Annotated in this window: 10 protein-coding genes; 7 read left to right on the forward strand and 3 right to left on the reverse strand. The window is 63.4% G+C overall.

What is annotated here, in order from left to right:
* The first annotated feature begins 8 nt into the window (after positions 1-8).
* Both AC6H4Z_RS01730 and AC6H4Z_RS01735 read left to right on the forward strand, forming a co-directional pair.
* Positions 9-2,213 carry an ankyrin repeat domain-containing protein gene (locus AC6H4Z_RS01730; protein ID WP_497545006.1) on the forward strand — a complete coding sequence of 735 codons (2,205 nt, stop codon included), beginning with the start codon at positions 9-11 and terminating at the stop codon, positions 2,211-2,213.
* Positions 2,214-2,254: 41 nt separating this feature from the next.
* A complete protein-coding gene (locus AC6H4Z_RS01735; RefSeq protein ID WP_497545007.1) occupies positions 2,255-2,497 on the forward strand; it encodes an FmdB family zinc ribbon protein in 243 nt (80 codons plus the stop codon).
* A gap of 95 nt (positions 2,498-2,592) precedes the next feature.
* Here AC6H4Z_RS01735 and AC6H4Z_RS01740 read toward each other — a convergent pair whose 3' ends face one another.
* Positions 2,593-3,597, reverse strand: a complete 1,005-nt coding sequence (locus AC6H4Z_RS01740; protein ID WP_497545008.1) for a hypothetical protein — start codon at positions 3,595-3,597, stop codon at positions 2,593-2,595.
* Positions 3,598-3,707: 110 nt separating this feature from the next.
* On the opposite strand from AC6H4Z_RS01740, the gene AC6H4Z_RS01745 reads away from it, so the two are divergent.
* The 3 genes from AC6H4Z_RS01745 to AC6H4Z_RS01755 all read left to right on the forward strand — a co-directional run bounded on the left by AC6H4Z_RS01745 (position 3,708) and on the right by AC6H4Z_RS01755 (position 11,389).
* Positions 3,708-5,654: a HEAT repeat domain-containing protein gene (locus AC6H4Z_RS01745; protein ID WP_497545009.1), complete on the forward strand. Its 1,947-nt coding sequence runs from the start codon at positions 3,708-3,710 to the stop codon at positions 5,652-5,654.
* 113 nt (positions 5,655-5,767) lie between these two features.
* Positions 5,768-9,451, forward strand: a complete 3,684-nt coding sequence (locus AC6H4Z_RS01750) for a DUF7379 domain-containing protein (protein ID WP_497545010.1) — start codon at positions 5,768-5,770, stop codon at positions 9,449-9,451.
* 3 nt (positions 9,452-9,454) lie between these two features.
* Complete coding sequence (locus AC6H4Z_RS01755; protein WP_497545011.1) at positions 9,455-11,389, forward strand: peptidase M4; 1,935 nt, start codon at positions 9,455-9,457, stop codon at positions 11,387-11,389.
* Here the strand turns inward: AC6H4Z_RS01755 and AC6H4Z_RS01760 are convergent.
* Positions 11,379-12,116, reverse strand: a complete 738-nt coding sequence (locus tag AC6H4Z_RS01760; RefSeq protein ID WP_497545012.1) for a DNA alkylation repair protein — start codon at positions 12,114-12,116, stop codon at positions 11,379-11,381. The genes AC6H4Z_RS01755 and AC6H4Z_RS01760 overlap by 11 nt on opposite strands.
* Positions 12,117-12,281: 165 nt before the next feature.
* On the opposite strand from AC6H4Z_RS01760, the gene AC6H4Z_RS01765 reads away from it, so the two are divergent.
* Positions 12,282-13,220 carry a branched-chain amino acid transaminase gene (locus tag AC6H4Z_RS01765; RefSeq protein WP_497545013.1) on the forward strand — a complete coding sequence of 313 codons (939 nt, stop codon included), beginning with the start codon at positions 12,282-12,284 and terminating at the stop codon, positions 13,218-13,220.
* A gap of 27 nt (positions 13,221-13,247) precedes the next feature.
* Positions 13,248-13,643 (forward strand): cupin domain-containing protein, encoded by a 396-nt coding sequence (locus tag AC6H4Z_RS01770; RefSeq protein WP_497545014.1) that lies wholly within the window; start codon positions 13,248-13,250, stop codon positions 13,641-13,643.
* On the opposite strand, the gene AC6H4Z_RS01775 is transcribed toward AC6H4Z_RS01770, so the two are convergent.
* A complete protein-coding gene (locus AC6H4Z_RS01775; RefSeq protein ID WP_497545015.1) occupies positions 13,615-14,928 on the reverse strand; it encodes a VanZ family protein in 1,314 nt (437 codons plus the stop codon). The two genes, AC6H4Z_RS01770 and AC6H4Z_RS01775, sit on opposite strands and share 29 nt — an antisense overlap.
* Positions 14,929-14,937 lie beyond the last annotated feature (9 nt).

The following is a 14,937-nucleotide window of genomic DNA, read 5'->3' on the forward strand; positions in this document are numbered from 1 at the left end:
TCGCACGCATGAGACGAATCACTCTGTTGACCGCGTCGCTGGTGCTTGGAGCGGCTCTGCCGCTCCTCGCCCAGAAAGACACGCGCGAATCGAAGGCACTCAAGCTCCCAACGGGCAAGACGACCGCCGTCGCGGAAGCAGCCGAAAAGGGCGATCTCGCCGCGGTGAAGAAGCTCATCGCGCAGGGCGTTGACGTGAACGTCGCTCAGGGCGATGGCATGACCGCATTGCACTGGGCGGCCGACCGCGGCGACACCGCGATCGCGAACGCGCTCATTGCTGCGCACGCCAATCTGAAAGCCGTCACGCGCATCGGTGGCTACTCGCCGCTGCAGGTGGCGAGCAAGGCTGGCAACGGCGCGGTCGTCGCTGCGCTCGTGAAAGCCGGTGCTGACGTCAAGGCAACGTCTCAGACCGGTGCGACCGCGCTCCATCTCGCCGCGTCATCCGGCGATCCGACGGCGATCAATGCACTGCTCGATGCTGGTGCAAACGCGAACGCGACGGAACCGGAGTGGAACCAGACCCCGCTCATCTTCGCCGCGGAGTACAATCGTCCCGCAGCGATCAAGGCGCTGATCAAGCACTCCGCTGACGTGAACGCTCATACCAAAGTCGTGAACCTCACCGAGGAGACGGCGGCGGAACAAGCGGCAACGAAGAAACGGAATGAAGTGCTGCTCGGGTACATGCCCAAGGAGCGTCGTGACTCCGTGATCGCCGAAGCCGCTGCTGCGGCCGCGGCGGCTGCTGCTGGCGGTGGTCGTGGCGGTGGTGGTGGCGGCGGTCTTGACGATGCGGGCGGTGGTGGCGGAGCGCCCGCAGGCGGCGGACGTCGTGCGCAGGCGGCTGCTGCACCGACGTCGCTCGATTCCGCGGTTGCGCAGCAGGGTGGAGGTGCTGCGGCAGCTGCTGCTGGTGGTGGTCGTCGTGGCGGCGGTCCCAAGCCGCGCGGACCCTTTACTCCGGCGCAGATTCAGGCAGCGATCGATTCCGGTCGTGCCGTGCTCGCCGCCGGTCCGACGAACGCGAAGATGACCGAAGAAGTCGACTCGCTGAACGGCGGTGTCGCTGGCTTCGTCGGCAACGTCGGTGGTGTTGGTGGACTCACGGCGCTGCATCACGCGGCGCGTCAGGGCAATGTCGAAGCGGTGAAGGCGCTGCTCGACGGCGGCGCCAATATCAATGACGCGACAGTCGTCGATCACACGACGCCGCTGTTGCTCGCCACGATCAATGGCCAGTTCGACGTTGCGAAAGTTCTGATCGAGCGCGGTGCCGATGTGAACGCGACGAGCACCGCTGGCGCAACGCCGCTCTACACCACGATCAACGCTGAGTGGGCGCCGAAGTCTCGGTATCCGCAGCCGCAGGCGGTCCAGAATCAGAAGACGGACTACCTCGAGATCATGGAAATGCTGTTGAAGAAGGGTGCTGATCCGAACGTGCGCCTGACGAAGGAGCTCTGGTACTTCGCCTTCAACAACTGCGGTAACGCGAACTGCGGTCTCGAATACCTCGAAGGAAGCACGGCCTTCTGGCGCGCGGCGTACTCGCTCGACGTGCCGGCCATGAGGCTGCTGGTCAAGTATCACGCTGATGCGACGATTCCCGCGCAGCGCGCGGCCGCTGGTGGTCGCGGCGGCGCTGGTGGCGGCCGTGGCGGCGCCGGTGGTCGTGCTGGTGCGCCTGGCGCAGCCGGTGCGGCGGGCGGCGCAGCAGGTGGTGCAGGCGGCGGCTTTGGCGGCGGTGGTGGAGGCGGCGGTGGTCGCGGTCAGATCGCCGCAGGTCCGCCGCTCGATCCGGCCATCGACTCGGCCGCGAAGGCAGCACCGGTGGGCATCGGCGTATTTGCGATTCACGCCGCTGCTGGCGTCGGCTACGGCAACGGATTCGCGGGTAACTCGCACCGTCACGCGCCGGATGCGTGGATGGCGGCGATGAAGTATCTCGTCGAAGACCTGCACGCCGACGTGAACGCGCGCGACAACACGGGCTACACGCCGTTGCACCACGCTGCTGCGCGCGGCGACAACGAGATGATTCTGTATCTCGTGGCGCACGGCGCCGACGTGAAGGCTGTATCGCGCAACGGACGCACCACCGTCGACATGGCCAACGGTCCCGTGCAGCGCCTCAGCCCACTTCCGGAAACGATCGCGTTGCTCGAAAAACTCGGTGCGAAAAACCAGCACCGCTGCGTGTCCTGCTGAACCCTGGCGCCGAGGCATGTCCTCGGCGCAGCTTGGTGATTATGCCGCTTTTCGATTATTCCTGTCGCGCTTGCGCGAACGTTTTTGAAGCACTTGTTCGTGGCTCGGCGGTTCCAGTCTGTCCGCAGTGCGGAGGTCAGGACCTCGAGCGTTTGATGGCGCTGCCGTCAGTCCGTTCGGAAAGCACGCGGTCTCTCGTTCAGCGCTCGGTCAAACGCCGCGACTCGAGTCAGGCGAAGGAGCGGGACCATGCGCAGCGGGAGTACGAGAAGAATCATGACTAGGTGCTAGGTGCTAGGCACTAGGCGCTAGATAAAAGGAAAGCGGGGCGCGACATCAGTCGCGCCCCGCTTTTTTTGACCTGCAAACTTCGGAAAAACTAACGTCCGGGCGTCAGGTGCTCGCCGGCCAGCATCAGGTTCACGTGCTCCTGCGCCTGCTGCAAGCCGCCTTCTTCCCACGTGATCTGCCCGTCGCCGTTCGTGTCGACGCCGGCGATCAGCTGTTGCGACAGTGAGATCATCTGGCTCACGAGCGCCGCGGCTGCGGGAGCGTCTGTGGCGGCCTGGATCTGTTTGGCGATCGCGAGGAGCGCGTCAGAGCGCGTTACGACGTTGTTGGCCGACGTGAACACGTGCTTGGCGTGCGTGACGACGTTTGGCGAAGCGCCAGGTGCCTTCGCGGCCAGGTCGATGTGTGTCGCGACGCCCGTTGCGGCCTTCTTGAGCCCGTAGCCAAGTCCTGGACCCATTGGGACAATGGTCGGGTCGAGGGCGTTGATCACGTGACCCGCATGCGTCTTCATGTAATTCAGATCGGCCGTGTTGCGCGCAGCCAGCGTTGCGTGCTGCGCGGCAGTGCGGGCTTCCGTCATGGCCACGGTGAGCAGCGCCATGCCCATGGGCGTATCGCCGAAGCCGTTCACCACGTGACCGATATGGACGCCGACCGGACCGGTCGGAACAGGCACGACCTTGTTGGCGCTGACCACCTGCCCAGGTGTCGGCACGCCCGTGAGCTGCGCGACGATCGCGTCGAAGGTACGACGCGCAGTCGTGTCGCTGCTGACGAGGAAGGTCTTGCGGTTGTAGTCCGCTTCGGTGATGCCGCTGTGGTGGAAGATCTCTTCCACCTGCCCGCGGAACTTGTCGCGGAGACCCTGCTGCGCCGCCAGGGTCTTGTTTCGCGCTTGGGCGAGCTGCACGTCTATGGAATCCTGCGCGACGCTGATCGCTACGCGCACCTTGGCCAGTGCGGTGAGCTCGTCCTTGCCCATTCCCGCAGGCGTTGCCGCCTGGGTCTGCGCGCCGGCAGGAACCGAGATTCCGAGCAGGGCGACGACGACTGTCGCGCGAAGGGCGCTACGAAGTGAATCCGACTGCACACCGACCTCCAATGTCAGAGCAGAAACTCGCCTCGCGTCCGGCTACGGGGCGGAGCATCGTTTCACGAAAATAGTACATTCGTGTCAGGCCACACCACCAGGACTAAACGATGCGTTCTCGCTGGCGCACCAGCTGGGGCACCAATGGCAGGGTTGCGGCGCTCGCAATCGCGCTCGCCACTATTCCCTACGTGTCGTACGGGCAGGCCGTTGGTCGGCCGCTCCTCAAAGTCGCCGAAATCGGCGACATCGCGCGACTGGAGATGCTGGAGGACCAGCGCCGGTTCGACAGCACGGCGCTTGGGCAGCTTGTCGTAGCGCAGCATCCCGAGGTCCGTCGCCGAGCAGCGCTGGCGATTGGACGGATCGCCGACCGTCGTGGGATGGCGCTCCTCCGAGGCCGTCCACTCGATCGGGATACATCTATCGCGGCCACGGTCGTCTTCGCCGTCGGGCAGCTGAAGGACACCTCCACGGTGGCCTGGTTCGACTCCGTGCTCCTTGCGCCGAACGTGGCGCCAACGGTGGCGACAGAAGCCGCAGCAGCACTTGGGAAGCTCAAGACAGCGAATGCGCGAGAATTCCTGGCGCGCTTCCTCTCGACGGCTCGCGCAACGCCACGCACCACGGAGACGATCGCCGAAGCGCTACTGTCCATCGGCCGGTCCACGGCTCGGGGCGACATCGCGCCGATCGTACGATGGTCCGCGTCGTCGAACGAAGAACTCCGATGGCGCGCTACGTGGGCGCTTTTCCGTCCGCGCGATCCGGCAGCGGTCGCGACGCTGCTATCTCTCAGCTCGGATCGCTCGGGGCTGGTTCGATCGTGGGCAGTCCGCGGTCTCACGCGCCCGCAGGCCGACAGCGTGCAACTCGGCGCCAAAGCCGAAGCACGCCTACTCGCTGCCACGCGCGACGCAGACCGCCGTGTGCGCACGGAGGCGCTCCGTGCACTTGGCACTTACTCCGATTCGGCGGCCATCGATGCATTAGTCGCCGGGCTCGCGTCGCCGGACTCGTGGATTTCAGTCTCCGCCGCAGAAGGACTCGGCCGAGTGCGAGCGGCGGCGACGATCGCGTCGCTCGTGGCGGCGACGCAAACGGGTCGTTCATGCGCGCTGCGTGTAACGGCGTTGCAGTCGCTACAGGCTTTTTCGCCGCGCGATGCGGCCGCTGCCGCGCGCGCGATGACCAGCGACACCTCGGCATACTGTCGCACGATTGGTTGGCAGTCGGTCGTGCGGGACACGAGTCGGTCGGAAGCGGAGCGGCGAGCCGATCTGTCGGCGCCAGACACGATTCGCCGCGTGGCCGCGCTGCGAGCGATGGGTGCGTGGGCGGACACCAGCGACCTGCCGATGTTGTTCGACGCGTACGACCGGGCGCGGAACGACGCGAATCCTGCAATCGCGTCGGCGGCGATCGTCGCGATCGGCGGAATACAGAACCGTCGCGGGTCAGGAGCGTCGCAGTTCGTCGCTCGCTTTCCGGCGCCGCAGAACGTGACTCTCCGGCGCGACGCAGACAGAGCGCTTGGCGCAGCGGCGCGAACGGCTTGGGGCGCGCAGACTCCGGTATCGCGAACACTCGACGAGTATCGCACCATTGTGCAGCGATGGGTCGTGCCGGCGTACAACGGCAAGCCAAATCCAACCGCACGTTGGGAAACGCCGCGCGGTCCGATCGAGCTCGAGCTCTATCCAGGTGATGCGCCGCTTGCTGTCGACTATTTTGTCCAAACGATCGAGACGGGCAGCGTGGTGGGCACCGAGTTCACGCGTGTCGTTCCCGATTTCGTGGATCAGCAGGCGACGATTCGAAACGGACGAGTACTTCGCGACGAGGTGAACCGTCATCGGTTGACGCGTGCGAATCTCGCCTGGGCAACGGCCGGGTTGGATACGGGCAGTCCTGGTTATACGCTCAATCACACGCCGCAGCCGCACAACGAGGGCGATTTTACCTCGATGGGGCGGGTGATTCGCGGAATGGATGCGGTCGATAGGATCGAGTTGGGCGACCGTGTGATGGCGGCGCGACTACTGAATCGCAAATGATGACGGCCCGTGACGGTTGACGGGGCCGAGTCCGGCGACGATGATCTGAGCATCTTCTAATCGAACTGATTTCTCCTCCCCTTCCCAACATTCTCGGACAGGCGGCGAATCGTATGGCTGAATACACTCTGGGCGGCGAACCCACGGATCTCGGCGACGGGTACGTGATCACCGCGCCCGGTGTCAGGGGCACAGCGCGAACGTCCAACGACCGCGATGCTCTGCCTCGCGAGTTCGGTGATCGCTTCGACGCTCTGCTTTTCGCTGCGGGTTTGCGGCGAGACAAGGTCATCGAGCTCGATCTGAGTCAGACGCCAGCGTCGCGCGGCCTGCGGACGGTGGCACTCGATCCGACTGTACTCGAGGTGCCGCGACAGCCGAATACCGGCGCCCTCGTTCTACTCGAGAATGAGGACGGCGCGCTGTCGTGGCATTTGCCGGAGCGGGCGCCTGTCGTCACGACGGAGGCCCGCACACTCACGCCTGCGGTGTCGCCGCCAGACGTGATTCGGTTCGTGATCCCAACGCAGCCCGTCCGCGGACGCCCGGCGTCTCGCGGCCTCGGCGACATCGGTCGGAAGATTCTCAAAGTGTTCGTGTATCCGCTGACCGACGCAGTGTTGGGCGCGATCGGCCGTGGTTTCGCGCGCTCGTGGGAGGCGAAGAACCGTCCGTATTTGATTCGCACCTACGGCCCGTCGGACTATCGCGCCGATGCGCCTGAGCTGTCGCCGTCGGAGTGGCAGCGCATGGCGCAGGACCGTGCGCTCCTCTTCGTGCATGGCACGTTCAGTACGGCCGGTGCTTTCTCGCCGATCGACCTCCCGTCGATGACGACGCTCTCGAACGCGTACGGCGGCCGTGTGTTCGCGTTCAATCACCCGAGTCTGACCGAAGATCCGCAGGAGAACGCCGATCGATTCCTCAGCCAGATTCCGGCGGGGCTGTCGCTGAACGTCGACATCGTCTGCCACAGTCGCGGCGGACTCGTGTCGCGTGAGCTGGCTGTCCGCGGTGCATCGCGGGGCCTCACGGTGAACAAGATCGTGCTCGTCGGCGTGCCGAACGGTGGAACCGCATTGGCCGACGACGATCACATGGTCGACATGATCGATCGCTTTACGAACATCGCTCACGTAATTCCGATGGGAACCGTGGGCGAGGTGATCGATGCGCTCGTGATTGGGCTGAAGGTGATTGCGCACGGTTTCCTGCACGATCTCGTTGGCCTTCGCGCCATGAAGCCGAGTGGCGACTTTCTGTCGGCGCTCAACGCGCTGACGGGGCGGGGAGTCGAGCTGTTCGCGATTGCGTCGGATTACGAGCCCACGGATCGGCGTTTAATCAGTGCGGCGCGTGTTGCCGATTCCGCGATCGACGCGGTGTTCGAGCAGGCGCCGAACGATCTCGTGGTGCCGACGATTGGTGCGTACGCGCCAACGAACCAGGCGACTCCACCGGTGACGGTACCGGGCTTCCCGATTCCCGAATCGAAGCGCGTGGTCTTTGGCCACGGCGACGGCGTCATTCACACCGAGTATTTCGGCAACGCCACAACGGTCAAAGCGCTGTGCGACTGGCTCGCGCCGGGCGTGTCAGCTCCGCGCGCAATCGCTGCCCGCTCACGCGGCGGATTGACCGTGAGCGACTTTGCGGCACTTCGGCCGCATGTCGTCAACCTGAGCAACGGCGGTTTCAATCGCTCGGGTCAGTTCGACACCACGCCGCGCGATGTCGACGAGATTTTCTCGACGCACCTTCCGCGATGGGTCGCCGAGCATCCGGGCAAACCGCTGCGCCTCGTGTTCTGGGCGCACGGTGGTCTGGTGAGTGAGACTGACGGACTCGGTGTGGCGCGCAAGCACGTCGACTGGTGGAAGCGAAACGGCGTCTACCCCATCTACTTCATCTGGGAAACTGGTCTGTTCGACGCGCTTCGTGCGATCATGCAGACCGTGACGTCCAAGCTTCCGGGGCTCGGCGCGCGCGACCTCTGGGACTACACCACTGATCCGGTAGTTGAGGCTGGCTGTCGCGGGCTTGGTGGCGTGAAAGTGTGGTCGGCAATGAAGACGAATGCTGCGTTGTGCAGCGCCGCGAATGGCGGTGCGACGTATGTCGCGCAGCAGCTCGTGAAGTTCTGCCGCGGAACGAACACGCCGGTCGAAGTGCACACGGTTGGGCACAGCGCGGGGTCGAGCTTCCACTCGTACTTCATTCCTACGTTGCGCACCGCGGGTGTCACGGCGGTGAAGACGCTGCAGCTTTTGGCGCCTGCCATTCGCGTCGACGCGTTCAAACAGACCATCGCGCCGTTGCTCGGCAACGGCATTGAAGCGATGACGATGTACACGATGCGCGATCGGTGGGAGAAGGAAGACAACTGCGTCGGGATTTACCACAAGTCGCTGCTCTATCTCATTCATCACGCGCTCGAGGCAACTGCGCGGACGCCAATTCTCGGTCTCGACATTTCGGTTGAAGCCGATGCCGATTTGCGTTCGTTGTTCGGTCTCGACGGACGCACCGGTGCGCGCGGCAACGTCGTGTGGTCCACCACCGACGTGACGACCGGGAACTCGGCGAGCAAGGCGACGTCACACAGCGCGTTCGACGACGATCCGAGCACGATGAACAGTGTCGCGGCGCGCGTGTTGAACACGCAGAGCATTCCGGTTCCGTACACGGCAGATGCATCACGCGCGGTTGGATGGCCGGAGTCGGTGGATTGGATGCGTGGCGTCGATGTGAGCGCGCTGCAGTCGCATCACGGGCACAAGCCAAAGGCAATGACGCACGCGCAGGCGAGCGTAGAGCAGCCTTCGTCGCCTGCGTCGTCGTCGCCCGCCGTATCGAAAGGCTCAGGCAAGCGGACGGCGCTCTGCGTCGGGATCGACAAGTATCCCGCGCCAAACACGCTTGGCGGTTGTGTGAACGATTCGACGGCGTGGCAGCAATCGCTCGAGAAGCTGAACTTCACCGTGACGGCGCTGCACGACGAACAGGCGACGCACGGCGCAATCACACGTGAGCTTCGGAAGCTCGTGACCAGTGCGAGCTCCGGCGATGTGATCGTATTCCAATATGCTGGACACGGGTACCAACTCGCCGATCCCGACGGTGATGAATCGGATGGAAAGGATGAGGCGCTCGTGCCGATCGACTTCGACAGTGGCGCGTTCGTCGTCGACGACGAGATTCGCGAAATTCTGTTGACGATGCGCGAGGGTGTTTCGCTCACGTGCTTCCTCGATTGCTGTCATTCAGGAACCGCAACGCGCTTCCTGATGACGAACGCGCCTGCCAACAGCGGTGGAAAGGCTCGCGTGTTGATCACGGATCCGCGAACACGTCGCGAGTTGTGGCGAAAACACCAGGCGTTCGCCGCGGAGCGTGCGTCCCGTGCCATTGCGACGCGCGAGATCGTCGCCGACTCGTCGACGATTCGCTGGGTGAGCTTTGCGGCGTGTCGCGATCGTGAAAGCGCGCTCGAGCACGACGGTCACGGTGATTTTACGAAAATTGCGACGGCGATCATCGATGCGGGTGTCGAGGGAATTCAGGTCGGCCAGTTCCTCGATCGCGTACTGAAGGACTTCGGCGATGCGCGGCAGCAAACGCCGGAGCTCGATTGCCTCAAAGGTCTCGAGACGACGCAGCTTCTTGGTGTCGTGCAGTCCGGCCGTAGTGTATCGGCGGGCAACGTTCCGTCGGCGCTCGGCACCCTGGCGATTGCGAATTCGCTGCGGCAGCACGCCGAAATGCTCGAGCGCGATCACTCGCAGTCGGGAGACTGATTCGTGCCGCCGGTGATTCGATCGATTCCGAGTACGCCGGAAGCAAATCGATCGACTGCGGAAAGTTCGTCGGAGTCAACTCATCCGACGCCCGGCGATGATGCGTTGCGCCCCGGTGCTGGTCGCCGGGGCGAGCACTTCAACATTTCGCCGCGTGTCGTTCGGTCGGGGCAGGTGGAACCGTACGAGCGAAACTCGAGCGATCCGCTATATCGCCCGCTCCGTGTATTCGCCCTCGATCCGGGCGCGTCGCGCCGCGATGGCGCGGTTGCCGTCGTCAACGTTGCGTACGAGCCGTTGGAGCCTGGGCCATCTGGTGCGTTGTTCGAGGTTGTCGACGAGGGGTTGGACGGGGAAACGCCGGAGTCTCTCGACCTCGACGATCCATATGTGCTGATCTCACAGGGTCGCGCGGCGTCGCCCACCGATCCGCTCTTTCGACGCCAGATGGCGTACGCGGTGTGCAGCACGTCGTACGCGGCGTTTCGTCATGCCCTGGGCCGCGAAGTCGCGTGGGGTTTCACGCGCGCGAACGCCAAGCCGCCGCTGCGTCTTCGGATTCGGTCGTGCGTGTCTGCGACGCGGAATGCGTACTACGATCCGCAGCGTGGCGAAATTCGATTGGGTGCGTTTCGCGCTGACGATCGCGTCACTGGCCGAGAAGCACCAAAGGGAATGGTGTGTACTGCGCTGTCGCACGACATCATCGCGCATGAGGTATCCCACGCACTGCTCGATGGTGTTCGCGCGCGCTTCATGCTGCCGACCAATCCCGACGTCTTTGCGTTCCACGAGGCGTTCGCCGATCTCGTTGCGCTCTTTCAGCGCTTCACGTATCGCGACATCGTCCGCGCAGGACTGGCTGCGTCGCGCGGGGATGTCCGTAAAGCCGGGTTACTCAACCAGCTCGGTCAGGAATTTGGTGATACCACCGGGCGGAACGGCCCGCTTCGGTGCGCTGTGACGGCGGACAAGCGACGACACGGTGACGCCACTGAGCCGCATATGCGCGGTGAAGTCCTGGTGTTGGCGGTGTACGAAGCATTCGCGACTGTATATCAGCGAAAGACAGAGCGCTTCTTCCGCCTGGCGTCGAATGGTACGGGCGTTTTGCCAGATGGCGCATTGCCGCAGATTCTTCTCGAGCTGTTGACAGATTCTGCATGCAAGCTCGCGTCGCATTTTCTCACGATCTGCATTCGCGCCATCGATTATTGTCCGCCGGTCGACATCACCTTCGGCGAGTTTCTGCGTGCCGCGATTACCGCGGACTTCGATGTCGTGCCAGATGACGAGTGGTCGTATCGCGAAGCATGGATCGACGCGTTTCGTCTGTTCGGGATCTTTCCGTCGGACGTGCCGAGCCTGTCGGAGGACTCGCTGCTGTGGCGCGCGCCAGATTCGGCGGTGCCGCCCATCCCTGCGCTCGGCTTCGATCAACTGCAATTCCGCGGTGACCCAGGGCGACCAGCAAGCGCCGAGGAACTGACGCGTCAGGCGGTCGTGCTCGGGGCAGTGATTGGAGATCCGGCATATCGAAAGTCATTTGGTCTCGTCGCGACTGGTGATCCGTTGCTCGGCGGCGACGACGTTGATCTACCGATCGTGGAGTCGATCCGAAGTTCGAGACGGATTGGACCCAGCGGTCAGGTTGTCTTCGATCTGGTGGCTGAAGTCACGCAGCGACGTGTGGTGCGGGAACCCGACGGCACGAGCTTCGACTTCTATGGCGGCACCACTGTCATCCTGAAGCCGTCGGGATCGGTGCGCTACACGATTCGGAAGTCTGTGCTTCACGCGAATCGGCTCGCCGCGCAGCGAACGTTCATGAACGGCGTGGGGAAAGCATTTTGGCAGTCGGGTCCAGAAGGTAGAATGCTCCCCGAGCCGCAGCCATTCTGTTTGCTGCACGAGGGATGGTACCAGCCTAGGCGGTAGACGCCCGTGCGTTGAGGTAGGCTTTTCGCTTCGCGGGTGTCATTCGTTCGATGGCGTATCGAAGCATCGTCCTCGGCATCTCGTCCGCGTGAGCGTCGAGAAATTCGTCGAGGCGCTCGGGGTCTCGCTTCCCGACTTCGCGCAGCATCCAGCCTGTCGCCTTGTGAATCAGGTCGTGAGAATCGCCGAGCAGTTTGGTTGCGATTCGGATGGTGTCGTCGAACTGGCCGGCGCGAATCAGCTCCTGCGTTGCGACGATAGCGATGCGCCGCTCCCACAGATTCTTGGAGCGCGCCAGCTTGTCGAGCAACGTGCGCGGTCGCTCCATGAGATGCGCGCCGACGATATTCGGCGCCGACGAGTCGACGAGATCCCAGTTGTTGACACGGTCCGCGTTCCGCACGTACAGCCGGAAAATCGCTTCGCGCTCCTTCTCCGTTCCGGCGTCATACCGATTGCCGAGCAGAATGACGCCGAGCAGTCGCGCCTCGTGCCAGGGCTCAAAGAGCAGCGCTTCGACGTCCTCGAGCGGAAGTTCGCGAAATTCTCGCGCAAGACGACGCGTAGCGGGAACGCGGATGCCAAGAAACTTGTCGCCGGCTCCGTATTCACCGGGGCCCGTCTTGAAAAAGCCTTGGAGAAACGCGGCGTCATCGGTGTCGCCGAGTTCGCGAAGTCGCTTTCGAACGGCGGTGAGCGTCGGTGGTCGTTCAGCGCGTGGTGCCATGGGCGGACGGTAGAAAGTGTGACGGAAGCTGGACGTTACTGGCCCGGATCGCCACCGGAAAGAGTCGCGAAGTCCTCCATCGTCTTGCCACATCGGTCATGCTCGGCGCATACTCCTGACGCAACGATTTCGCGCTTTCGATTCCGCTTTCTCGAGGTCAGCACCATGCCAGCATTTACGAAGACCGAATTCATTTGGATGAATGGCGAACTCATGCCGTGGGACGCCGCGAACATTCACGTGACTGCGCACGCGCTCCAGTACGGCACGGGCGTCTTCGAGGGCATGCGGTCGTACGACACGCCAGAAGGTCCCGCGATTTTCCGACTCGACGCACACATGCGTCGTTTCGAAGCCTCGGCGTCATTCTACGAAATCGCCTGGCCGTATTCGTTCGATGAGCTTTGCGCCGCGTCGCTCGACGTCGTCCGCGCGAACAACCTCGAGAATGCTTACCTCCGCCCACTCGCGTTCTTCGATTCATACAGCTTCAGCGTGTGGCCGAAAGACTGTCCTGTGACTGTGGCGATCATCGCAGTACCGGGACGCGCGTACATCCAGGGCGGTCCGGAACATGGTGTTCGTGCAACGGTGTCGACCGTCGAGCGCATTGCGCCGGCAACGCTGCCGCCGTTTGTGAAGGCGTGCGGTCATTACACGAACTCGGTGCGTGCGGTGCAGGAGGCGATTCGCCGGGGCTACGACGACGCAATTCTCATGAACAGCAAGGGTGACGTCGCCGAGGGTTCTGGCGCGAATCTGTTCATCGTGCGCAACGGCACCGTGATCACGAACGACGTCGACGCGTCGATCGTCATGGGCATCACACGCGACAGCGTGCTGCAGATCGCACGCGACCTTGGGCTTCCGGTGGAAGTACGCCCCATGGGTCTCATCGAAGTGCAGTCGGCCGACGAACTGTTCTTCACGGGAACGGCAATCGAAGTCACGCCGATCAAGGAGCTCGACGGTCGCATCGTTGCCGGCGGAAAGCCTGGCCCGATCACGCGTCAGATTCAGCAGACGTTCTTCGATGCCGTGCACGGCAAGCTGCCGCAGTATCGCAACTGGCTCGCGGTCGCGTCACAAATGGAAACCGCCTAGGCTTTTCGCTCACTCGGAGCCGCATACATGTCATTCTCTCGGTCGACGCTCGCCGTTGGTGTCGTGTGTTTTGCCACGGGCGCCGGTGTCGTGTGGGCGCAGCAGCAACAGGCCGCTTCGTACCGCGAGCCGCAATTTGAGAACGAGCACCTGCAGGTATGGAAGTCGGTCGTCATGCCGAATCAGCCGCTCTCGCTGCATCGCCACGATCACGGCCGCGCGTTGATCGCGCTCAACGACGGCCAGCTCAAGATCGTCGACAAGAACGGCAAGACGCTCGAGACCTACGATCTAAAGGCCGGAAAGGCGATGTGGCTCGGCGTCGATCCGCCGGGACAGCAGCACGCCGACGTGAATCCTGGAACGAAGCCTCTCGAAGTGATCGTCGTTCAGCTCAAGAACGACGTGAAGCCCGCGAAGTAGATCCGTGTAGCGCAGAGCCGTAGGGCTGGTAGCCAGAACGCCGCACCGCGACCCAGCCCACGGCGAGACCGGCGAAGGCGAGCAGAATGTTCGTCACGTCAAAGGTGCGGCCGGCCATCACGATGTGGCCAAGCTCGATCACGATGGCGAGCAATACCGCGGGCCGCAGACCCGACCAGCGTCCGGTGAGACGCAGTGGCCAAACCGCGAGCAACGCGCCCAGCGGCAGATAGAGCAGGAACTGCTGCGCCACGTGCAGCGCGCTGAATACGTCGACGCGCTCCGACAATCTCGCGAGCGGAATGAACGCCTGCGGCTCGAGCTCAGCGACGATCGCGTCCCACTGCGTTTCCGGATACAGAGGGCGCCATCCCCAGACGACGAGCAGTCCGAGATATGTGAAGATCGCGAGACGCGCACGCTCCGAGCTTCGATAGTGTTTGGTGAGACGGCCGAGATACGTGCTCGCCAGCCACGCACCGAACGCGATCGATACGCTGTCGGTGATCACGGCTTCCCAGCGGACGGGCAGGCTGAACAAACCGTGCGCCACGTGAGCCAACGTAACGGTGATCGCGCCAAGGATCGTAACGCCGATCCATTGGAGCGATGAGGCGCCCTTCCACTCGCGCAGAAACGCGACCAACAGAAATCCCCCAGCCACGTACAGCGGAATGTCCAACACTGGGATCTCGTTCCAGTCCAACGCTCGCGACGCAGAAAGTGCGATGGACAGCCGGTTGAGCGGGCCGCCCTCCATGAACGGGAGCGGATCGGACTCGAACAGCGGAGCAAGCGCTTCGCATAGCAACGCAAGCGCGTATGGACCGGCGATCAACAAGGTGGGAATGCCGACGTACGACTTATCCTGTCGCGCCCTCTGTACGGCGACGAGAAGCATTGCCGTGACGACCGCACCAGCGAGTCCGCCGAGTGTGTTGGTAAAGACGTCGAGAATGCTCGCCGTGCGAACGGGCGAGAATATCTGAAATCCTTCGACCAAGGTGCTCAACGCAAACGACGTGAGCGTTGCCCAGCGGAGTTCGCGGGGAATGCTGTTGGTGAACGACGTCAGCACCCAAACGGCGCCAAGTCCCGCGAACAACACGGCGTTCCGCAAACCGTCAATCGCATCGCGCCAACCAATCGACGGAGTGACCGCGCGCTGGAGGCGCATCATCGCGTCGTCAGCGTTTGCCGAGAAATGCAGATTCGTCAGCGTCGCAAGCAGAACGACGGCGACATAGGCGATTCTGGCAGTCAGGTACCGCTGGCGCGTTGTCACGGCGGAGAA

This window comes from Leucogemmata humicola, from assembly GCF_055379415.1.

Bases quoted from the DNA above. Each gene is read 5' to 3' on its own strand.
- AC6H4Z_RS01765 (WP_497545013.1), top strand. From the start codon at position 12,282: ATGCCAGCATTTACGAAGACCGAATTCATTTGGATGAATGGCGAACTC.
- AC6H4Z_RS01750 (WP_497545010.1), top strand. From the start codon at position 5,768: ATGGCTGAATACACTCTGGGCGGCGAACCCACGGATCTCGGCGACGGG.
- AC6H4Z_RS01730 (WP_497545006.1), top strand. From the start codon at position 9: ATGAGACGAATCACTCTGTTGACCGCGTCGCTGGTGCTTGGAGCGGCT.
- AC6H4Z_RS01745 (WP_497545009.1), top strand. From the start codon at position 3,708: ATGCGTTCTCGCTGGCGCACCAGCTGGGGCACCAATGGCAGGGTTGCG.
- AC6H4Z_RS01770 (WP_497545014.1), top strand. From the start codon at position 13,248: ATGTCATTCTCTCGGTCGACGCTCGCCGTTGGTGTCGTGTGTTTTGCC.
- AC6H4Z_RS01735 (WP_497545007.1), top strand. From the start codon at position 2,255: ATGCCGCTTTTCGATTATTCCTGTCGCGCTTGCGCGAACGTTTTTGAA.
- AC6H4Z_RS01760 (WP_497545012.1), bottom strand. From the start codon at position 12,116: ATGGCACCACGCGCTGAACGACCACCGACGCTCACCGCCGTTCGAAAG.